Genomic DNA, 22,391 nt, shown 5'->3' with positions numbered 1-22,391 from the left:
GCGAGCAGTAACAATAGCCCTTTGGAGGGCTAATAATAAACCACCAGTTGAACAGGTGGTTGCTAACTAGAATGTAGGAAACATTGTTTTTCGGCAGAAATACATTTACGGAGCTTCATTTCCTGCTTATGATGTTTGGCATATATCCCATAGTAGCGAAGCATTTTAAAATGTTTTTCGGAGATGTGGACAATGAGTTTTTGAATGAAGTTCAAAGCAGGAATGGTTTCAGTAACAGTTTTATTGTCTTCGTGTCTGGTGTAATGAAAGGTTACATTTTTGCCGTCATAAGTATCAATACGCGATGTGGCAATAACAGGTCTGCCGAGGTATCGGCTGATGTATTTAATGGTGATATCAGGAGTGCAAAGATTTGGCTTTGCACGGACATAAAAGCCGTCAGCGTGTTTCGTGTACATTTCATTTTTGACTTTGCGAAAAGTCGGACCAATGCGGGAGGTAAGTCGTTCAAGCAGGACTTTGCGGAAAGCATTACGAAGGAAACTGTAATCAAAGTGTTTGACAGGACGCCAAGGAGTGATGTTACCAGCCCCACCCTCGGAGATGAGATCGTGGATATGAGGATTCCATTTTAAATCACGCCCAAAAGTGTGAAGAATACAGATAAGCCCAGGAGTAAAGTTTTCGGTTTTATTCATTTTGGAAAACATGCGTAAAACAACATCACGAACAGAATGAAATAAACAATCTAAGAGAGTCCTGTCTTCGAGAAAATAAACGCGAAGTTCCGCTGGGATAGTGAAAACACAATGGCGATGAACGCAAGAAACAAGCTTACAGGACATATGAAAAGAACGAAGCTGGTTGTATTTGTTTCCGCAGGAAGGGCAAAAACGGCTTTTACAGCGAAAGGGAACAAATTTAAGATTTCCACAGTGAGGACAGCCATACATGGCACCACCGTAAGAAGGGTCACCACAATGAATCATCTTGTTGACATTTTCAATGACAGCAGGACGAGGATGGAGTTCATAATAATCGGTAAAGATGGATTGTAATATATTCATAATAGAATTTTACAATAAAGAAGGAGATAAGAAAACCCCTTCCCCTCATGAATGAGGGGTTAGGGGAGTTGAGAGTGTCGCAGACACTTTTTTATTGTGGGAGAAGCCTTGACCGCGGTCTTTGCTGAAGATGCATTGCTGGGCAAAATCAAGGCAAGCCCTCTTGGCTGTATGGACAATTTGAGGCAGAACGATTGGTTCGGCTTTTTTGGGGAGACTGCGTTTTTACCGGCTCCCGTTACAGCTCTTCGTACTTGGGCAGCGACTTTACGGTGCCGCCTTCCATGGCGCTTTCGTGGGCCAGGAGACCAACGCCGGTCCAGTAGGCCGCATCGATATCGGAGGGGAAGGGAGTTCTGTCTTCCAGAATGCTGGTAACGAACTCATGGACCAGATGCGGATGGGAACCGCCATGACCGCCGCCCTGCTTGAAGGACAGATGGGGATTGACCTCGTCATAGGCCACTTCGTAGGTAAACCGGCCAATGACGTCCGGAAGCAGATGGGCATAATCGGGGACCTGAACGTATTCCTCATCGATCTTGCCGCCGCGGTTCTCGTTCTCCCAAACCAGATCCCGGCTGAACATCACATGTTTGTCGCCGTTGAGCTGATCCCACTCAAAGGACTTGTTTTCACCATAGATATTAAAGCATTCGCTGTAGCCACGGGCGACATGGTACAGGAAGCGCTCCATTTCAACGGTCGTCTCGCCATCCTCCAAGGCCACCAGAGCAGACTCAAAGGCGAAGGGGCAGCCGTACTGCTTTTCCAGTTCCGGACGGACCTTGCCGGAGCCTCTGCCGAAGACGCTGACCGGACGCTGCCCTGCCAGAGCAAAACATGGGCCGATGGCATGGGTGGGATGTGCCAGGGGCGGGAAGCCGTCCCAGTAAGAGGGCCAGCCCTCCATATCCTGATAGTGGGCGCAGCGCATATACTGCAGCTTGCCCATTGCGCCGGATTCGTACAGCTCCTTCACATACAGATACTCGCGGGTGTAGACGGAAGTTTCCATGAACATATAGTGTTTGCCGGAAGCCTTCCGCGCCTTGATAACGTCTTCCAGCTCCTTCATGGACATACCCATGGGGATGGTGCAGGCGCAGTGCTTGCCTGCGTTGAGCACCTGAACCGACATGGGCGCATGCAGCGCGGGCGGAATGACCAGATGGACCGCATCCACATCCGGGTTCTGCAATACCGATTCAAAGTCGGTGGTGTAGTAGCTTTCGTCCAGCAGGTACATATCTGCCAGCGCCTTCAGCTGGTCCGGATTGGTATCCACCATAATGACATGCTCCACATCCGGATGCTTCAGATAGATGGGCAGGAAGCAGCTGCCGAAACCCATGCCCACGATGGCAACCGTCAACTTTCCATTTTTCATAAAATTACTCCTTTCATGCTGTGAGCGACTTGCTGTTTTCATTTTATTTTTTTGCATTCCGTGTATGTTATTCGACGAGTGAAATACTGATACAGGCAACGCTGCGGGGTGGAAGCTTCGCCTTGATAATATCATCCTTGACATGAATCATCAGGGGATTTTCCGTAAACGGGGTACCAGGCAACAGATTTTCGGCCTGAAGTACCTTGTTTTCCAGAATTGTTCCGCATTTATTCAGAGAGTAAGTAGTTTCCTCCTGCCAGTTCAGGTTGAGCATCGTCAGGGTCAGCACATGATGATCATCGATGGTGGCAACGACTTCAAAGTCTTCTACACCATCCACCGTACACAGCTTTCCGCCGGCATGCCGGGAGAGCAGCGCAAAGGCCTGACCGGTTGCCGTCAGCTCGGTATGATCCGGATGCACCTGCATGGCGCCTTCGTTAACCGGCTCAAAGTAGCAGGCCATGGGCATGCGCTGTTTTTCGCTTTCATGCATGAACATGTGCAGCATCTGCGCAGTGAAGATGCCCTCCATGGAGGAAGGATTGCGGCACCATGTTTTCCACAGATTCCATTCATCGTAGGAGATGAATGTCTTTTCCGGGAGCATGTCATGCAGCCTGCGCAGGATTCCTAGATTGTGGATGGGCATGCGGATCATTTCGTTATAGCAGCGCTCCATGCCCTCCGGAGAGGTGAAGTCCCAATGGACTGAATTGTACGTATGCAGAGAAACGTATGGCGCAATGGGAGCCAGCTTCTTGATGGAAACATCTACCCACTCCTGATTCGGATAGGGGCCGGAAGAAACGAATTTCAGATCCGGCGTAACCTTCAGCATGGCACGCGCATGCGTTTCCACCAGCGATGCGTATCCATCCGGCGTATTTGCGCCCTCCATGTGGCCATAACCCATTTCGTTGCCCAGCGACCACCATTTGACATTGTAGGGCTCCTGATGACCGCGCTGGGCACGCAGCCTGCCGTATTTGCTCTCGGCAGGGCCGTTGCAGTATTCCACCCAGGCGGCGCATACTTCGGGGGAATCCCAGGCGGCATTGATGGTGAGGAAGGGCTCCGCGCCGATCTCACGGCACAGTGCAATAAAATCGTCGGTGTCTATTTCATGCATGTCATAGCCGTGTGTAAAGGGCTGCGTTTCATTTTCCATGTAGCCCTCCATGGGAGCGCGCCTGTCGGGATGCAGGAACATATCCTGCCAGCGATATTCGCCGGCAAAGTTGCCACCCGGCCAGCGCAGCAGACGCACGCCGATTTCCTTGAGCTTTTCCACGGTGTCCCTGCGCATGGTATGGAAATGATTGTCCGGCATCATGGAAACTGCGCCGATGAGCAGTTGTGCCTGCTCCGTGTAGGTAATGCTTATCACGGCATGCGCATCGTCGACGCCGGGGGTCAGAATCGTCTCAAAGCGTTGCCATTCATCCACCTCTTCCTGTGCATCCTCCTTCGCTAGAACGGGCTGAACAGGAAAAACGGTTTCCGCATAAATCTGCGTACCATCGGCGTTGGTGAGCGCGACGCGCACATCCAGCGGCTGCTGTACTTTGACAACGACGGCAAACGGATAGCTCCTGTCCTTTTGAAGGAAGAGCTCCTTTTGACGGATACCGCTCACCTGATTCGGAATTGGGTTCTGAATCATCTGGGACTGACATTCGTTACGCCGCCACATGCCGTTGTGCGCGTAATGACATACATAAGCTTCGTTTGCGTTGCTACCGGGAAGGCGGTGTTCATTGGCAAAGTACACGCATTCGCCGATGCCTTCCCAGTCCAGCGCTACGCCGTTGCGCGCCGCAGCGCCGGCAAACTTCCGGTTGCGGATCATCTGGGCGCTGAGACCATCCATGATGCTGGCTCTGGTATGCTCCAGGTTGTGGCCAAACAAATGGGGCGACACCGTAGAGGTGGTTTTGAGATCGATATACAGGTAATGGCTGTGCTGCTGCGCCGCAAACAGCGTGTCCTGCGCAGGATCTTCCGTGGTCTGGCAGCCGGGGGTATTACCGAATTTGCCGTCGTATTCATCCAGCAGTTCCTGCACCGTCAGACCCAGAACACGGCATAGCGGCACCAAAAGCGAGATGTCAGGAAGTGTGACGCCACATTCCCACTTGGAAACGGCTTTGTTGGTTACACAAAGCTTTTCCGCTAACTGCTGCTGTGTGAGTCCCAAACGTTCACGGGCTTGGATTATTTTGTTGGAAACAAGGGAGCATCGCATTGGTGAGATCGTCTCCTTTCACTATTGTAGATTGTAGCTATGTGTTGCAACATCACTGCTTATGGCAATATCGTATCATGCTTTTTTCGAAAACACAATCGCTTTACAAGCGATTTGATGGGGCTGTTGCCCCGAAAGACCGTAACAAGAAAATGAAAAAAAGAGTGAGCAAGGATATGTGCGTTGTGCCCTTAAAAAAGACGTGTTGGGGATGTGGGTAGGAGAAAACGAAAGTGCCAAGTACTGGGCAACGGTACTCAACGGGCTAAAAAACGAGGCGTGGAGGACATTTTCATTGCCTGCACGGATAACCTGACGGGATTCTCTGCGGCGATTGGGGCTGTATTTCCCAAGACGGAAATTCAGAATTGCATCATCCATCAGCTGCGTAATTCGAGCAAATACGTAACGCCATTCCTCAATCCAAAGACAAAAGCCACAGTTTTGTTTTGAACTGTGGCTTTGCTCAATTGTCTTGTAGCTTTCTTACACGATTCCCATGCCCATCTCCACCAGCAGCGCCACAATTACAACCAGCGCAGAAATGATGAAACCGTGAATCATGGGGCGGATGCCAGCCTTCTTCATGCTGGCGAAGGAGGTATTCAATCCGATGGTAGCCAGTGCACAGACCATCAGGAACTTGCTGGCAGTCTTGGTGCCGCTCACCGCCGTACCTGCCCAGATGCCAAAGGCCTGATCCGTCATACCCAGTGCCCGGCCCATGATGGGAAACAGCACGATCATCGCCATGTCAAATAGGAAGGTGGCGGACATGGCGTAGGCAACGTCGTTGTCGTCCGCGTCGATGGTGGGGGCGATAGCGGCAATGGCAGAGCCACCGCAGATGCCTGTGGACTTTGCAATAATTGAAGGCGTGTTCGATAAAGAAAAGTATCCGCACCGCCTCTATAAAAAAGAGAGCTTTTTGGGCATATGCAGCCGCCGTCATTCTTTTGCAGGCAGAACCGTTTCTCTTGAGGAAGTTCTTCAGGAAAGCCTGCTTGTGCGTGAGAAAGGTTCCGGAACACACATGCTTCAGGAACAAGCCGTGGCCGCAAGAGGTTATTCACTGGACAGCTTCAGTCGGCATTCGTCCATCAGTAATTTTTCTATTATTTGCGACTTGGTTGCAATGGATCATTTGATTACTTTTGCATATGAACCAATTAGCCACTGCCGAAATGACTTGGCAACATTTAGAGTGGAGGACATGGAGATCACTGGTGAATTCAATCTTGTTTATATTAACCGTTCGGTTGCAGAACCTAAAGCCGATCTATTTCTTGCAACCTGCTAAAGCTCTGATTTGTCAGATAGTTTCTAATAGAAAAACGAAAGCTCGGTGTTGCACCCACCGAGCCTTTTTTGCTTTATAGGAAATTTCTCAAATCGTCAGAAATAGTGTATAATGGGCTGGAAATAAAAAATGACATAACAAAAGAGCGAAGGGGGCTTCGCCATGACGTTGTTTATGAAGTTTTTTGTTTTGGTTTAGGTTAGCTGCACTATCTGACTATGGAGAAAGAATTATTATGAACATGGATTTATCCATATTTATTTCCCGTCTTTCTGCGAAAGCCACCAATGCGCCATGAAACGTGTTGGTTACCTTCACTTTCTATTTTTGTTCCCTTCTGATATGATGGTTCCATAAGACTGACACACTACAGAACACGTGGAGGTGAGTGGCGGGGCTGTATAGCGGCAACCTCGCATATTTATATGTTGTCGGTCATCCGTTAAGGCATCAATGAGTGGCGCATAACTGTAGCCCGGAAACTTATCTCTTCCGAAGTCGACTCGATCTCGCCGGATGACCAGTCACTGTCCGTTTTATCATTATGCTATCAGGAGGTAGTTACTTGTCTTTTAAAATTTTTAAATTTAACTGCTGTGGACTTGATGTCCACAAAACATGGATTTATGCCTGTATCGGTATCACGGATTCCAATAATCGTACAGAGTATAAGCAGGCTCGCTTTTCTTCCTTTTCTAAAGGTTTGCATCAGCTGTGTGTCTGGCTTGCTAAATACAACTGTAACGATGTCTGTATGGAATCTACCGGCAAGTATTGGATCCCTGTTTTCAATATCTTAGAGCAACACAAAATCCGGGTTACTCTATCCCATCCGAAATACACCAAACCCATGAAAGGAAACAAGACCGACCGCAAAGATGCCAAATGGATCTGTGATCTATACATGTGCGGCATGGTGAAACCTTCTTTTATTCCACCTGCTGACATCAGAGAACTCAGGGATCTCGTAAGATACCGTTTCAAACTCACCTGTATGATTACTGGTGAGAAGAATCGTGCCCAAAATTGTCTTACTGTTTCCAATCTGAAGCTTGATGATGTCTTTTCTGATGTATTCGGGAAATCTTCCCGTTCCATTACGGAACAGATTTTGCAGCACCCTGGGGAAAAATTTGATGTGTCACCCTTTGTTGACAGCCGCTGTAAAACTCCAATAGAAGAAATTCAGGCGGCCGTTGATGGTAATATCTCGAAAGAACAGGATGTAAAGCTCAGACAGTGCCTTGATCACATAGACGAACTTCAAAAGCACATTTCAGAAGTAGAACAGGAAATCCTTCGTCTCAGTGATAAATACGAGGCTGCTTTAAACTTAATAAGAACGGTTCCTGGATTCGATAAGAATCCAATGACTGCAATTCAGGTGCTTTCAGAGATTGGTGGTGATATGTCTGTCTTCCCCACAGCAAAACACCTCGTCTCCTGGGCTGGATGTTGTCCCCGAAATGATAAGAGCGACCGTAAAATCAAATCCACTCGGATTTCCTGTGCTGGTTCTTATTTTAAACCAGTTCTGGTACAGATTGCAAATGCTTTAATCAAATCGAAGAAACATTTTGAATTTACCACCCGCTATAAGCGTATCAAAACACGTCGTGGCCACAAGAAAGCCATTATTGCACGCTGCCGTATGATCCTGACCGCTATCTGGCACATACTCACAGATTTAAAACCTTATACATCCGATGGTTTTCTTGAATCACGTCCTGTGAAAAAAGAAAAAGTTCTTACAACTTCACAGGCACTTAATCTTCTAAGGCAACGAGGGTATCTCATTAAAGATGAGCCTTCGCCGGTCTCCTAATTAGGTGTTGCGTTTATATATTCAATTTTCAAAACCAGCTAATCTGGTGGTTTGTTTGCTATACCCTCTATTTCGTGGCTGTTCTCTACTTATTTGTTTCAAACTTCACTTTTGGTTCTTGGCGAACTCTTGTATCATACACAAAATCTTCAAAAATTACAATAATCTTGAAATAGTGTTATGTTTCTTGGAATTTTATTATATCTTATTTTGGAACTTTTTCTTATAATAACATCATCAAGAAAAACAAAGACAAGTAATCATAAAAGGAGGATTCAATTATGAAGAAGAAAAAGATTCTTGCACTTGTACTTGCAGCTTCAATGGCAGGAGGAATGCTTGCAGGATGTGGAGCCACATCAGGCGGAGATGAAACAGCGAAAGGAGATAAGTCATCCGGAAAAGTTTATTATCTGAACTTTAAACCAGAGCAGGCTGACCAGTGGGTAGAACTTGCAAAAGAGTATACAGATGAGACGGGTGTTCAGGTTGATGTACAGACAGCAGCATCAGGAACTTACGAGTCACAGTTGAAATCAGAGATGGCAAAAGATGAGGCACCAACATTGTTCCAGGTAAACGGACCGGTTGGACTTGCTACATGGAAAAATTATTGCTATGACCTTTCAGACAGCGATGTTTATAAAGATGTCGAGTCTGACGATTATATATTAAAAGATGGCGACGCAGTAGATGGAATCGCTTATGTTATTGAGACTTATGGTCTGATCTACAACAAAGCTCTTCTGAACAAATACTTCGAATTGCCGGATGCCAGTATCAAATCAATTGATGATCTGAATAACTTCCAGGCACTTAAGACAGTTGCAGAAGAGATTCAGGCACACAAAGATGATCTTGGAGTAGAAGGAGCTTTTACTTCAGCAGGAATGGATTCTTCCTCTGACTGGAGATTCAAGACACACCTTGCAAATCTTCCAATCTACTATGAGTATAAGGCAGACGGAATTGACAGCACAGATGCAATCAAAGGAACATACCTTGACAACTACAAACAGATCTGGGATCTGTATCTGAACAACTCTACATGTGAGCCATCTATGATTTCTTCTAAGACAGGAGATGACGCAGCAAGTGAATTTGCACTTGGCGAAGCAGTATTCTATCAGAATGGTACATGGGCTTACAATGATATCAAAGATAATGAAGTAGCAGATGAAGATATGGGAATGCTTCCAATCTACATCGGAGTTGATGGAGAAGAAAATCAGGGACTTTGTACAGGATCTGAGAACTACTGGTGTGTAAATAAGAACGCTTCAGAAGAAGACATTCAGGCAACACTTGATTTTATGAAATGGGTAGTTGAGAGCGATGAAGGTCGTGACATGCTGGCTAACGAGATGGGATTTGTAACACCGTTCACAACATTCTCAGATTACCTTCCGGACAACCCGCTTGTAAAAGCAAATGCTGAGTATACAGAGGCAGGAAAGACACCAGTAAGCTGGAACTTTACAACAATGCCATCTGAGAACTGGAAAAACAATCTTGGTGGAGCTCTTCTGAACTATGCACAGGGTACAGGCGCATGGGATAGTGTACAGACAGCATTTGTTGATGGATGGGCTGAAGAATACGCAGCAGCAAACGAATAAAAAAGACTTTTCACAGGATAGGCAGATAAAAAGGCTGTGAAATAGAGAAGAAGATCAAACAGCCTGCCAACGAGCATACCGGGGCAGGCTGAAATTATGTAATTAGAATTGTGAAAAGCAAAGGCGCAGAAAGGCTTTTTACAGAAAAGAAAGACAGGAGGAGAAGAACATGCAAAAAGCAATAAAGAGATATTTTCCGGTATTTGTATTGCCGACGCTGATTGCATTCACGATAGGTTTCCTTGCACCGTTTGTGTTAGGCGTATATCTTTCGCTCTGCAAGTTCACAACGGTGACAGACGCTAAATTTATTGGACTTAGCAACTATGCAAAGATCCTTGGAGACGGAGATTTTCTTCACTCTCTTTGGTTTACCGCATTATTTACAATTGTGACAGTATTATTGATCAACATTTTTGCATTTGCGGTAGCAATGCTTTTGACAAAGAATATTAAGGGAACCAATATTTTCCGTACTGTATTTTTTATGCCGAACCTGATCGGTGGTATTGTACTTGGATATGTATGGCAGCTGTTATTAAATGGTATTCTGGCACATTTCCAGAAAACACTTACATATTCTTCAAAATATGGTTTCTGGGGATTGGTTATCCTGATGCTCTGGCAGCAGGTTGGATACATGATGATCATCTACATCTCAGGAATCCAGAATATTCCTGGAGAGCTGATCGAGGCAGCACAGATTGATGGAGCGAATAAAGTACAGCTTTTAAGATATGTTACAATTCCGATGGTTATGCCATCCATTACAATCTGTACCTTCCTGACACTTACAAACGGATTTAAACTTTTTGACCAGAACCTTGCATTGACAAACGGTGGACCGGATAAGATGTCAGAAATGCTTGCCCTGAATATCTATTATACATTCTATGGAAGAACTGGCTGGGAAGGTGTAGGACAGGCGAAAGCAGTTATCTTCTTTATTATCGTAGGAGTGATTGCATTGATCCAGAATAAACTGACAACATCAAAGGAGGTGCAGCAGTAATGAATAAAAAAGTAAAACATGGTACATTATTAACCGTTATTTTTACACTACTCAGCCTGCTGTATCTGTATCCGATCATACTGGTATTTATCAACTCCTTTAAGAAAAAAGTCTATATCAGTAAAGCACCGTTCGAGATACCGACCGGAAAGATGTATGTCGGATTAGAGAACTATACCCGTGGTATTAAGCAGACAGGGCTGATTCAGGCATTTGGATGGAGTTTATTTATCACAATCTTATCTGTAGCAGTGATTATCTTATGTTGCTCCATGTGTGCATGGTATATCTGCCGTGTGAAGACAAAATTTACAAAGATCTTTTACATGCTTTGCCTGTTTGCAATGATCGTGCCATTCCAGATGGAAATGTTTACATTATCCAAGATCGCAAATATGCTTCATATGGGAAATCCGTGGGGACTGGTTGTGATCTACCTTGGATTTGGTGCAGGACTTTCCGTCTTTATGTTTACCGGGTTCATGAAATCCATTCCATTGGAGATTGAAGAGGCTGCAATGATTGATGGATGTACACCAACCCAGACATTCTTCAGAATTGTACTTCCGATTGCAAAGCCGACTTGCGTAACAGTTACAATTCTTCAGGCAATGTGGATTTGGAACGACTACCTGCTTCCATCACTCGTACTGGATCAGAGAAAATATAAGACAGTGCCGATGGCAGTTCAGTATCTGAAAGGTGGATACGGTTCTGTAGATATGGGAGCAATGATGGGAACTCTGGTTCTTGCAATTGTGCCGATTATCATCTTCTACCTGTTCTGCCAGAGATATATTATCGAAGGTGTTGTAGCCGGAGCGGTTAAAGGCTAGTGTGGACATTGTCTAAAAAATGAATTAAAATAGAATTATAAAAATTAAAAAAAGACAGCAGAGAGTGAGTGAACATTCCCTGCTGTTTTCGGACGTTATAAAAGGAATAGTGAAAATGTAAAGTGAACGTGAGGGAGGCGTGGGGAAATGATTACAATATTGATCGTGGATGATGAAAAACTGGAGCGAAGGGGAATCCGCTTTCTGTTAAAGAGGGAGGAAGGAGAGTTCCAGATCCTAGAAGCAACGAATGGAAAGGATGCACTGGGAGTATTAGAATCAAACCATGTGGATATTTTATTTTCGGATGTAAAGATGCCTTATATGAATGGACTGGAGCTGACGAAAGCAGTGAGAGAAGATCATCCGGATATGGAAATCGTGATCTTCAGCGGATATAATGATTTCTCTTATGCAAGAGAAGCATTGCGGTATGGAGTTGTGGACTATGTTCTGAAGCCGGTTGATCCGGAGGAATTCCATAAGACTTTTCAACGAGTGATGGAAAATATTTCTTCCAAGATAGAGAAAAAAGAGCAGCAGGAAAAGAAAGAAGATTATCTGAAAAAATACTTTTTACTGAAATATCTGTATGGGGGAAAAGAGGAAGATTTTGTTCAGTTTAAGAAACTTACAGATGGAATGGAAGATGATCTGTCCCAATTTACCCGTATGGTTCTTGTCAGTGCCTCAAATGGATTCTTCGAAACGGAAGAGGAACATTTCCTGATGAGCCTGAAGGAAGAGGTGCAGAGAGAGTTTCATTATGTGAATCTGAATTCGAACGAATCCATCTTTTTGTTCACGGAAAAATATGCAGATTATCATGGAATCGTAGAGAAAATGTACCGTTTTTTTGCGCACCAGTTTGACAGTGAATGTTATTTTGCAGTCAGTGAGGAAATCGAAGATGGAAAAAATCTGGCAGAGGAATTTAAGGTGCTGGAAGGAATGTTAGAAGAGCAGTTCTATCAGCCACGTCAGCATCTGTTTTTCCACGGGGAGAAGCAGGAAGAGAAGAAAGCTGATCCAGCAGAAGATTCTGAAATCATGGAACAGATTACAAAAGATATTCAATATAAAGATCTGCCACATCTCCGTCAGGATTTTCAGAGACTGGAAGAAAAATATCGTGCGCATAAGCAATTTTCGGATATGTATGTAAAGTTTGTATTTTCTGGAATTATGAAAGAATTGCTCGACCAGATGGAAGGGCTGGATGAAAAGATGCTTTCAAAGAGAGTGGATCGATTATATCGTTGCAGAAACCTTAATGATGTGATTGCTATAGTAGAAGAAGTACTTCAGGAATATGAACATTGCATACAAGAGCAGGAAGATGGGTTCCGATCAGAAGTTACAACCGTGAAGGGATATATTTATCACCATTATAAGGAAAAGGATCTGGGAGCAGAGACACTTTCCGCAATGGTTTTTCTGTCACCGGGATATTTAAGTGCTGTATTTAAAGAAGAAACAGGGATGACACTGAACCGTTTTATCCGTGAAGTGCGAATGAATAAAGCAAAAGAGCTTTTAGAGACAACGAATATGAAAATCTCCCAAATTGCGAAAGAAGTAGGATTTTCCAATAACTCATACTTCTGCAGAAGTTTCAGAGAGTTTTTCGGAGATACACCGGAAGCATGCAGGAAAGGAATAGCGGCGGATGAAAAAACAAATACGGAAGTTGATCCATCGATTTGAAAATCTGAAATTTCGTAAAAAACTGTCTGTTTTGATGCTGATTGCAGGACTGGTTCCGGTAGGATTCCTTGCTTTTTCCATGCAGTATGGCATGATGAATCAATTGCGAGAGAAGGAACAGTACAATCTGGAGAAAATGTTGGAACAGTCAGTGAGTTCGATTGAGAATCAGTCTCAGATCTATAAGAACCTGGTTGATTATCTGTCTTATTCTCAAAATCTCAGGAATATTTTTGATGTGGAGACAGAGTCGGATTATGAGAAGTATTTGAAATATGTGAAGGTGGCTGATCCACTGTTGCAGATGCCGACGATCTATCACAAAGAGATCCAGAGCATTACATTATATTCTGACAATATAGAAGTGCCACATGGAGATACACTTCTTCCAATGTCGGAAGCGGAGAATCAACAGTGGTATTCCAGGTTGAATGAGGGAACATTAATGCAGTGGAGCATCACTCGCGGTGTGAATAAATCAATCATTGCCAGTCGGAAATTCTATGACAATGATACGATCAAAGCGGTGTTGGAGATGCGTCTGGATTATGAAAAAGTTCTTGAACCATTCATGAGCCAGCTTACAGATAATACAGGAGGCATGATTCAGGATGATAATGGAAATATTGTTTATGCCGAGTGTTCTATGGATAAGAAATATCGTCCGAAGGATATTGAGAGTCCGAAAGATATCAGTGAGAATTATTATCTGGTACAGCGGACAATGAAGGATACAGGATGGAATTTCTATATCTATCGTCCAAAGGCAGTAAGTGAAAACGCAATCCATAAGCTTTTGCTCAAAAATATTCCGATTATTTTGATCAGTGTTCTTCTTCTGAGTTTTCTGGGATATGTTTTTTCTCTCCGTATGGTATCGCAGTTGGAGTTATTGACTGAAAATATGAACCTGATCAATATGGGACTTCGTAAAGTTACCGTGCAGAGTAAATCCAAAGACGAGGTGGGTGTGCTGATCCGGTCATTTCAGCGCATGATGGATCAGATGAACCATTTGATCTCAGAAGTATATGAGAGTAAGATCCAGCTTCAGAACAGTGAGATGAGAGCACTGCAGGCACAGATCAATCCACATTTCCTTTATAATTCGCTTTCAATCATCAACTGGAAAGCAATTGAAGCGGGGGAGGATGAAATCAGTCATGTGACATTGGCACTGTCTACTTATTATCGGACAAGCCTAAATCGTGGTGAAACAATGACTACAGTGGCAAAAGAAATTGATAACATCCGTGCATATCTCAAAATCCAACTTGTTATGCATGACAACGAGTTCCGTGTGGTTGAACAGATTTCGGATGGTCTTAATGATTATCTGATACCGAAATTGATCCTGCAGCCACTTGCAGAAAATGCAATCGATCATGGAATTGATGTGTCAGATAATGAGAATCCGACGTTGTGGCTGACGATTCGTGAAGAGGCTGAGCACATTTTCTTTGAAATCAGGGACAATGGTGCGGGAATGACGCAGGAGAAGGCGGATCAGATTCTGACATATCAGTCCTCCGGTTATGGTGTGCGAAATGTCTGTGACAGAATCCATGTCCTTTATGGAGAAAAAGGTGAGATGAAGATAGAAAGTACTCCAGGAAAAGGAACGCGGGTCTTTATCCGGATTCCGAAGAACACGGAGGCGAAGGTGTTATGAAAAACGATATGAAAAAGCGAATTCTCTCAGCCCATCTTGCATTAATTTTATTGCTGATGCTTTGGTGCGGAACCTATTTTGAGATGAAGGAAAGTCAAAGACAGATGGAACAGTTAGAAGCATCTCAAAGTGAGTCTGGTGCAAGCAATGCAGTTGAAGTGAAAAGAAAGCTGATGTATAAAGCGATGCATACACCACTTGGGAAATATCCTGAGACTGTTACCTATACACTTGGCAAGATTGCAGGGGCGAATAATTCGAATCTTCCTGTAGGAGATACGTACGAAAATAATGCATATACGAGATATTTGAAGAAAATACTTAATATTCAGAATGAAGATGTCTTTGAATTGCAGGATGGCAATACTTATGAAGAGGCGGTCAATGTAGCGATTGAAGATCGTGATATTCCAGATGTGCTTGTTGTGAAGGGAAGAGATAACCTGCTCCGCCTGATTGAAGCAGGCCTGATCGAAGAACTTACAGAAACGTATGAAGAGTGTACGACAGATACGATCAAAGAAATGTATGAAAGTTATGGAGATTCTCTTTTACAGTCTGCAACCGTGGATGGAAAGCTATATGCATTTCCGAATACGGTGATTGACGATGGAACTCCGCTTCTTTGGCTGCGGAAAGACTGGATTGAGAAGTTGGGATTAAAGGAACCGGAAACAGTAGGAGAAGCGTTGGAAGTGATCCGGGCATTTGTAGAACAGGATGCAGCAGGAGACGGTCAGACAATCGGCCTTGCCTGTAGTACAGACGTGGTTGCCGGTGCGGATCAGACTTATGGAGTGGATGCAACTTTTATACATGCCGGTGCAATGCCATGTCACTGGATCCTGGATAAAAATGGAAATGTAGTTTATGGGTCAGTAACACAGGAAACAAAAGAAGCGCTTTTGAAACTTCACAATCTATATGAGGATGAGATACTCGACCAGAGATTCCTGCTACGAAAGACGGAAAACATAGATGATTTGTTAAAAACCGGACATTGCGGTGCTATCTGTGGACGCTGGTGGGCTCCGAATAACCCGTTGAGTGCAGCATATAATGTCGATTCAAATGCAGAGTGGAAACCGTATCTTTTAGACAAAGAACAGGTAAATGAGACGCAGAAGATATCAGTTTTTGAATCGTATGACCAGTGGATGTATGTGGTGGTGCGTAAAGGATATGAGCATCCGGAAATTGTAGCAAAGTATGTGAGTGCGATTTTTGATCAGTCTAGATATGCAAATGATAGTGCGGCAAGAGAAGTGAATGATTATTTTTCTATTAATGTAGATCCGACGGCCCGGCCACTGAATATTAATGTGGATTATGAGGATGCACTTTACCGTACGACAGAACATATTCAGGCAGCACTGGATAAGACGCTTGATGTATCAGGGCTTAGCGGTTTGGAAAAGTCTTATTTTAACACATGCAAATCTTACTTGAATGGACAGCTGACAACCGCGAATGGATGGGCGGCGTATGCGTCAAGAATTCAGGCTGTGGGGGAACTGCAGAAGGCAGGAATAACAAGTACATCGACATTGCCTCTGGAAAATGTAAATGCAGAAATTCCGCAAGAATTACAGGAACTGGAACAGGAAGCATTTCTTCAGATCATTAGTGGGGAGAAACCAGTGGATTACTTTGATACTTTTGTGGCAGAATGGTATGCAAACGGTGGAAAAGTGCTGACCGAACGGGTGCAGAACGCCTATGAAAGTGGAAAGAACTAAAAAGAATGGATATTAATCAGAGACTGACAGAAGAATTAAAGAAACAGATTCTGGCAGCGGAAACGCTTGTGGCAGTAGAAGACCTGTATCGCCCATATCGTCCAAAGCGCCGCACACGTGTGACAATCGCGAAGGAGAAAGGACTTGAGCCGCTGGCTGCATTGGATCACATTGTAGAAGACAAAGGAACCGATTGAGAAAACAGCGGAAGCTTATATCTCTGAAGAAAAAGGAGATTGTAGCAGAATAAAAAACAAAAAAACAGATACGGATGATTACCTACTTACGTTGGAGCAGAAAAAGTTTCAAAATAAATCAAAAAATATTTGTGAAGTCTACCAGTCAGAGTCTTTTCGTTGTATAATGTCTTTGTCGTACAGGGTCACTTTCCTTTGGAATGTTTTGGAGCAAACTCATTATACATCAGAAAGCCCTGTACGATATTTTTTATGAAAAAGTTGTAAAGTGGTGTAAAGATTAATGATCTTTGTATTGGCACCGAAAATATATTTATTTCTCCGCGGCTTTTCTTCCAGGATGGGAGAGTGCCGCGGAGAATTTTTTGCGAAGAAAGAATTGCTATAGCTTTTGTAATTCCGGGAAAACCTTTATTTAAGAAAAAAATACAATATTAACATGAATATCATGAATATAATATTGGAGGCTGTGAATATTCCCAAATACTTCCCTCTCAGATTCCTGTTTTCTTTTGCAATATATTTGAAACTTATCAGGCTTGCCATGGATGCAATCAGAGTGCCGAGACCTCCAATATTGGTTCCGACAATTAAAGCCCGGTAATTATCTGTAAAGCCGGATAAAAGAAGCGCAGCGGGAACATTGCTCATAATCTGACTGGCAAGAACAGCAGTAAGTGTTTCCCTTCCTGCCATGATTCTTTCCAGAAAACTGCTGAATTGCGGAATCCTTCCAAGGTTGCCGATAAAAATAAATAATGCGATAAAGGTGGCAAGCAGGGAGTAATCCACCCTGCTTATATTTTCCCTGTTTCTTAGCAGCATATATATAAGAACCAATACAAGAGGAATCTGGTATGGAATGATACGTGCAACAGTGAGCAGGCAGATTGTAAATAAGATCAGGTAAGCGGCCAGGTATTCCATGTTAAGTTCTTTTCTGTCAGAGAATCCCAAAAGAGTTTTATCTTTTTCGGAACCGCATACGTGAGGTGCTTTGGCAGCGGCTACCTGTATCCATATCAGAAGAAGGATAAGTGCTGTGGCGGAATAGGGAAGCATCAGGGTTATTAATTCTGCCGCGGACATCCCTGCTCTGGCATATAGATAAAGGTTCTGCGGATTTCCGATTGGTGTGAGCATGCTTCCGAGATTAGCGGCGATTGTCTGCATGGCTACTATTTTAAGAAGCCAGTAATTGCCCAGTTCCTTTGGCAGTTTATGCACAATGATCAGTGCAAGAGGAACAAAAGTAATCAATGCCACATCATTGGTGATCACCATTGACAGGAAGAAACATAAGAGTACCAACAGCCTGATCACACCCACAGTTCCCGATGTTCCCATCAGCAATTTTTTGGCAAGTATATCAAAAACACCAACAGCCTTCAAACCAGCTACAATTGCCATCAAACAGAAGAGGAGCCCGAGAGTCCTGAAATCGATATAAGTAAAATAAGCCTTATCCGGTCTGACCCAGAACATAGAAAGAAGCGCCAGGATCACTGCAATTGACAAAACGGTTTCTTTCCTGAAAAAAACATATAATTTTTGTAACATAATATTTCCTTTCCGGTCTGATACGACCGCGTATAAGTATATCACAGAAACATCCAGAAAAAAAGAATACCATTTTGTATTGTGGATTGTGTTTGCGATTACCGCCTCATTCCTGTATAATAAAAATGTTATCAATGGCGACATCATTTCAAAAGTTCAGAATATGAAAAGAAAACGTTTTGGAAGAACTATACAGAAAATATCAGGGAAAAACAATAAAAGATGACTATGGGAAAAATTCCAAGGAATTTATAGATTTTGCAAATGACATGAAAAAGAGCATGAAAATTAATGCCGCAAAATATGGATTAAGGCTTATTACCTTTGAGACGGGGCATTACGATATGTGCGGATATTTTAAGGACAACGAAACAAAAAAAGTATGCATATTTTTCATTCCATGAATGCAGGAACCACCTCATAGATTTCGACATGATGAACTCTAAGGGATTTCTCGTCCGTTCTGCAAAAGGATTGAACGATTGCACTGGAGGATACAACAACTTTACGGACTTGAAGGGATTTTTCCAACTGGTAAAGCAGATTACTTCCAGTGAAAGCGACATAATGGCGAACGATACCCCGTACAAAAACTAACATTTCATTTGTTCATATCGTATCTTTTGTATATGTCAGGCAGTCAAAGGACTGTACTTATACAAAAAGGAGATTGTAGCAGAATAAAAAACAAAAAAACAGATACGGATGATTACCTACTTACGTTGTGTCAGTAGATACAACAGCTTTTTTAATAAACAATCCTTAGTAGTAACCCTTTCCCTTTTACTACTAATTTTACTACTAACAGGTAGTAACAACTTGCAGGGTTCTGCTCTGATTTGCCATAATCTGTAATTTCAGAGTATTTTACAATAACCCCGGAATCCCTTGCAAAATAGGGCATTCCGGGTCAAAACAAGGAGAAACAAAACAATGATAAAAATATTATTCATCTGCCACGGCAGGAGTTTTTCTTTTGCCCAAATCTCCTTATTTTATGCAGATTTCCTTACAATAGGAGAGTGTATTACAACGATTTTACAACTTTTGAAAAATGTTCCGATATGACGAAAAAGGAGATAGTAGAGAATGAAATATTTATACCATTATACAAGTTTAGAAACATTAGCTTTGATTTTGAGAAATAAAACAATTTGCTTTAATAACTTGTTGTACGTTGATGACCTTGATGAAGCAGAAACAGAAGATATGGGGAAGTTTGGAAAATTTGTCTATGTGAGTTGCTGGACTGAAGATTCAGAGGAATCTATACCTTTGTGGAATTTATATACACCGAATATGCATGGCGTTAGAATACGAATGCCTGAATTTCCGTTTAAAAAATATAGATTTAAAAAAGGAGAATATTTTTTATCTGAAGATGTAGATACATATATAAATTTGAAGAAAATATACGAAGAAAACAAGGCTAGTATTGTTTCTACAGAACCACATTTAGAAAAGATTGAATATACAGATTCTCAAGATAAGTTATTTCCCAAAATTAGAACAGAATCTTGTGAAGATGCAGTTAAAAAGTTTTTGGAAGCCAAAACAATGTCTGATATTACCCAGGGTAATATATCTATTTCCTATTCATTAAAAGATATAGGACGATTTAAAAGAACAAATTGGGCTTTTCAGAAAGAGTGGAGATATATAATTTCACTTTCTCCTATGGGATTAAAAGAGGCTTATCCGGCTAGTTTTGAAAAACATCAAGAACAAATTAGAAGAATTGAGGACACATTATCAAAGCCACCATATAATCAATTGTTTTTAGAAATAGATGATAAAGTGCTAGAAGAAATAGAAATTGTATTTGGACCTAAAATGAGTGAAGCGGAAAAAATATTAGCTATTGCGTTGATTAAAGAATATTGTCCACAAGCCGTATATACAGAAAGTGTTCTGAAAATAAGATAAAATGTATTATAGATTGAGTTTTTTACTAACCTAAAATTCATACTGCTGGAGGAGTAAAAAATAATGAATTGGGAAGCAATTAGTGCCATAGGGCAAATTTTAGGAATATTAATTACATTTATGGTAGGGTGTATTGCAATGTTACCATATATGAGAAAATTCAATATTTATTTTTCTTTTATGTATAACGTGGATAAAAAACCTACATTTGTTGTAACGAACAATAGTCAAAAAGGACAGTTTATAAATCGTATAATTTTGTATAGTGGAAAATGGAGTAGAAAATCATTTTGTGTTATAGAAATGTTAGACATTCAAGATGATTTGCTAGCAGATAATATTGAATTTTTTGTTGCTCCGAATTCTTATTGTAAAATTAGTGCTAATGCCACTAGAATGGTAAAATATATTACTCATTGTGATGTATATTTTTCAAAGCGTAAGAAAGTCTATATTACATTAGATTTTGGAGATAAACTTTCTAAAAGATATTGTACGCAGATAAGAACTTATGAGTTTTTACAAATGCTAATTAGTGAAACAGAAGCATATCAAGACTTGAATATTGATACGCTGTTTTAGGAATAAAGTGAACAAGCATGTAATCGGTTAGTTGTAAAATAGGGAGAGTTTTACAACTTTTAAAAGATATTTCGATATGAAGATATAATACGAGGAAAAAACAGTATGAAGGCAGGAAAAGAATTGGAAAATTATGTACAATTTGTATATCAAAAATTGTTGGATTTTATGGATGAAGGTGCAATGGTATCATCTAATGTATCAGTAATAGGAAAATCGGGAGTTAAGCATGAGTTTGATGTATACTATGAATTTCAGCATTTGAATATGAGACATCGTATTGCTATAGAATGCAAAGATTGGAATACTCCTGTAAGTAAAGGTGAGGTGGGAGAGTTTTTGTCAAAATTAAATGATTTGAATAATATTTCGGGGATGATGGTGGCTAAATCAGGTTATCAAGAAGGCGCAAAACAATTTGCAGAATCCAATGGCATTCATTTAATGGAAACAAAAGACTTACCTTCTTTAGGAGAAATAGTTGCTGGTGTAATTAAAGAGGCATTTCTTCCAGATGAAGCCACTCAAGGGGCTCCTTTCTGGACATTAATGGAAATACAATCAGGTGAAATAACAGGAACCTATTTTTCTTTGCCAGAAGGAAAGCCGATAGTACCATTCTTCTATTCTAAAGTAATTGCAGAAAAAATGAGGGAAAAATTACTAGATGCAGAAAATTGGGTGGTTAGAGGGGTATCTCAGTATCAATTAAAAGGATTTGTAGCTCAAATGGAAGTTTTGGGTGTTGAAGCAGCGGTGTTTTATGTGCCATATTGGAAAGAAGGAGAAACAGATGTGCCAATGGTTATCATACCGAAAGAAAAATTAAAAGAAGAGTATATATATTAATACCTATTTTACAACTTTTGATAGCCAAAATATGAGGGTTTATAAGAAGATACAGAAACTATAAGAAAAATGAAAATTGTAAAGAACTTTCAAATACAAGGAAATGTGACGATTTAAGGAGATATAAGAACATGATAAAAATACTATTTGTTTGCCACGGCAATATTTGCCGCTCGACTCTTGCTGAGAGCGTATTCACCCACAAAGTAAATTCCCTCGGCCTTGCCCACAATTTTGAAATCGACAGCTTCGCCACCAGCCGCGAGGAGATCGGCAATCCGCCGCACTACGGGACAGTCAATAAACTGCGCGAGGAGCACATTCCGCTCGTGCCGCATCACGCAAAGCAGATTACATGGAAGGATTACGAGCGCGCCGACTACATCATCGGCATGGATACCGCGAATATCCGCAATCTGAACCGGATGCTGAAAAATGATCCGGATGGAAAGGTTTACAAATTTCTTTCCTTCACCGGTTCCGGCCGCGATATTGCGGATCCGTGGTATACGGGAGATTTTGAGGCGACGTACCGCGATGTCGTGGAGGGATGCAACGGCTTTCTGGCGTATCTGCGCCGGGAAGGAAAAATCTGAAAAACAAAAAGCGCCGAAAACAAGGCCAGTGCTCATTTGCAGAGAATGCGGCACTGGCCTTTTACTATAAGAAAATCCTATAGCCACTCAAAAAAATTAGCAATTAGACGTAACCAGACAGATATGGTATGATAACTGCATAGAAAACATGTAAACGGTAGAATACGAGTACCTTTTTATTCACTTCAAGTTATGCCATAATGCATATTCCGCAAGAACTGCGCATCCGTTCCAGAGGAACGGAGCGCCATTCCGCTTCAAACTGAGCAAAGCTCAGCAGGTTGATTAATTACTATTGGTTA

17 protein-coding genes and 3 pseudogenes are annotated in these 22,391 nt (G+C 42.2%); 15 read left to right on the top strand and 5 right to left on the bottom strand.

Annotated features, from left to right (window positions below):
• Positions 1-74: 74 nt before the first annotated feature.
• The 3 genes and pseudogenes from DWX26_RS15690 to DWX26_RS15680 all read right to left on the bottom strand — a co-directional run.
• A pseudogene (locus DWX26_RS15690) lies at positions 75-1,028 on the bottom strand (IS91 family transposase); the annotation flags it as partial.
• A 238-nt stretch (positions 1,029-1,266) separates the two neighbouring features.
• Entirely contained in the window at positions 1,267-2,418 is a 1,152-nt protein-coding gene (locus DWX26_RS15685; protein ID WP_117802718.1) for a Gfo/Idh/MocA family protein, read from the bottom strand.
• Positions 2,419-2,485: 67 nt separating this feature from the next.
• A complete protein-coding gene (locus DWX26_RS15680) occupies positions 2,486-4,669 on the bottom strand; it encodes a helix-turn-helix domain-containing protein (RefSeq protein ID WP_117761804.1) in 2,184 nt (727 codons plus the stop codon).
• 196 nt (positions 4,670-4,865) lie between these two features.
• Here DWX26_RS15680 and DWX26_RS15675 point away from each other — a divergent pair.
• A pseudogene (locus tag DWX26_RS15675) lies at positions 4,866-5,077 on the top strand (transposase); the annotation flags it as partial.
• A 78-nt stretch (positions 5,078-5,155) separates the two neighbouring features.
• On the opposite strand, the gene DWX26_RS15670 reads toward DWX26_RS15675, so the two are convergent.
• Positions 5,156-5,500, bottom strand: a complete 345-nt coding sequence (locus tag DWX26_RS15670) for a putative sulfate exporter family transporter (protein ID WP_243030719.1) — start codon at positions 5,498-5,500, stop codon at positions 5,156-5,158.
• Here DWX26_RS15670 and DWX26_RS15665 point away from each other — a divergent pair.
• From DWX26_RS15665 to DWX26_RS15625, 9 genes and pseudogenes are all read left to right on the top strand, one after another.
• Positions 5,499-5,969 carry a LysR substrate-binding domain-containing protein gene (locus DWX26_RS15665; RefSeq protein ID WP_158565833.1) on the top strand — a complete coding sequence of 157 codons (471 nt, stop codon included), beginning with the start codon at positions 5,499-5,501 and terminating at the stop codon, positions 5,967-5,969. The two genes, DWX26_RS15670 and DWX26_RS15665, sit on opposite strands and share 2 nt — an antisense overlap.
• A 565-nt stretch (positions 5,970-6,534) precedes the next feature.
• Complete coding sequence (locus tag DWX26_RS15660) at positions 6,535-7,794, top strand: IS110 family transposase (RefSeq protein WP_118601756.1); 1,260 nt, start codon at positions 6,535-6,537, stop codon at positions 7,792-7,794.
• A gap of 281 nt (positions 7,795-8,075) precedes the next feature.
• A complete protein-coding gene (locus tag DWX26_RS15655) occupies positions 8,076-9,413 on the top strand; it encodes an ABC transporter substrate-binding protein (protein WP_022462033.1) in 1,338 nt (445 codons plus the stop codon).
• Between the two features lie 169 nt (positions 9,414-9,582).
• Positions 9,583-10,425, top strand: coding sequence for a carbohydrate ABC transporter permease (locus DWX26_RS15650; protein WP_118601755.1), 843 nt, complete (start codon positions 9,583-9,585; stop codon positions 10,423-10,425).
• The gene (locus DWX26_RS15645) at positions 10,425-11,261 is read left to right on the top strand and encodes a carbohydrate ABC transporter permease (RefSeq protein ID WP_022462031.1); all 837 of its coding nucleotides are present in this window, start codon (positions 10,425-10,427) and stop codon (positions 11,259-11,261) included. The genes DWX26_RS15650 and DWX26_RS15645 overlap by 1 nt, the downstream gene beginning before the upstream one ends.
• A gap of 147 nt (positions 11,262-11,408) precedes the next feature.
• Positions 11,409-12,968 (top strand): response regulator transcription factor, encoded by a 1,560-nt coding sequence (locus tag DWX26_RS15640; protein ID WP_055222158.1) that lies wholly within the window; start codon positions 11,409-11,411, stop codon positions 12,966-12,968.
• Positions 12,931-14,640: a sensor histidine kinase gene (locus DWX26_RS15635; protein ID WP_082424757.1), complete on the top strand. Its 1,710-nt coding sequence runs from the start codon at positions 12,931-12,933 to the stop codon at positions 14,638-14,640. The genes DWX26_RS15640 and DWX26_RS15635 overlap by 38 nt, the downstream gene beginning before the upstream one ends.
• On the top strand, positions 14,637-16,379 hold the full coding sequence (locus tag DWX26_RS15630; RefSeq protein ID WP_118601754.1) for an extracellular solute-binding protein: 1,743 nt from the start codon (positions 14,637-14,639) through the stop codon (positions 16,377-16,379). Before DWX26_RS15635 ends, DWX26_RS15630 begins: the two co-directional genes overlap by 4 nt.
• 20 nt (positions 16,380-16,399) lie before the next feature.
• Positions 16,400-16,610, top strand: a pseudogene (locus DWX26_RS15625) (hypothetical protein); the annotation flags it as partial.
• A gap of 377 nt (positions 16,611-16,987) precedes the next feature.
• Here the strand turns inward: DWX26_RS15625 and DWX26_RS15620 are convergent.
• Positions 16,988-18,136 carry an SLC13 family permease gene (locus DWX26_RS15620; protein WP_118601753.1) on the bottom strand — a complete coding sequence of 383 codons (1,149 nt, stop codon included), beginning with the start codon at positions 18,134-18,136 and terminating at the stop codon, positions 16,988-16,990.
• A 179-nt stretch (positions 18,137-18,315) separates the two neighbouring features.
• On the opposite strand from DWX26_RS15620, the gene DWX26_RS15615 reads away from it, so the two are divergent.
• The 5 genes from DWX26_RS15615 to DWX26_RS15595 all read left to right on the top strand — a co-directional run bounded on the left by DWX26_RS15615 (position 18,316) and on the right by DWX26_RS15595 (position 22,089).
• On the top strand, positions 18,316-18,540 hold the full coding sequence (locus DWX26_RS15615) for a hypothetical protein (protein WP_055059592.1): 225 nt from the start codon (positions 18,316-18,318) through the stop codon (positions 18,538-18,540).
• Between the two features lie 685 nt (positions 18,541-19,225).
• A complete protein-coding gene (locus DWX26_RS15610) occupies positions 19,226-20,062 on the top strand; it encodes a DUF2971 domain-containing protein (RefSeq protein WP_021859841.1) in 837 nt (278 codons plus the stop codon).
• Positions 20,063-20,125: 63 nt separating this feature from the next.
• Complete coding sequence (locus tag DWX26_RS15605) at positions 20,126-20,644, top strand: hypothetical protein (protein ID WP_021859842.1); 519 nt, start codon at positions 20,126-20,128, stop codon at positions 20,642-20,644.
• Between the two features lie 105 nt (positions 20,645-20,749).
• Positions 20,750-21,493, top strand: coding sequence for a restriction endonuclease (locus DWX26_RS15600; protein WP_021859843.1), 744 nt, complete (start codon positions 20,750-20,752; stop codon positions 21,491-21,493).
• Positions 21,494-21,624: 131 nt separating this feature from the next.
• Entirely contained in the window at positions 21,625-22,089 is a 465-nt protein-coding gene (locus tag DWX26_RS15595; protein ID WP_118601752.1) for a low molecular weight protein-tyrosine-phosphatase, read from the top strand.
• Positions 22,090-22,391: the final 302 nt, after the last annotated feature.

The sequence above is a fragment of the Blautia sp. AF19-1 genome (assembly GCF_003479155.1).
Lineage (GTDB): Bacteria > Bacillota > Clostridia > Lachnospirales > Lachnospiraceae > Fusicatenibacter > Fusicatenibacter saccharivorans.
The sequence above is the reverse complement of the archived record's forward strand: the minus strand, read 5'-3'. Positions and strand labels throughout refer to the sequence as shown.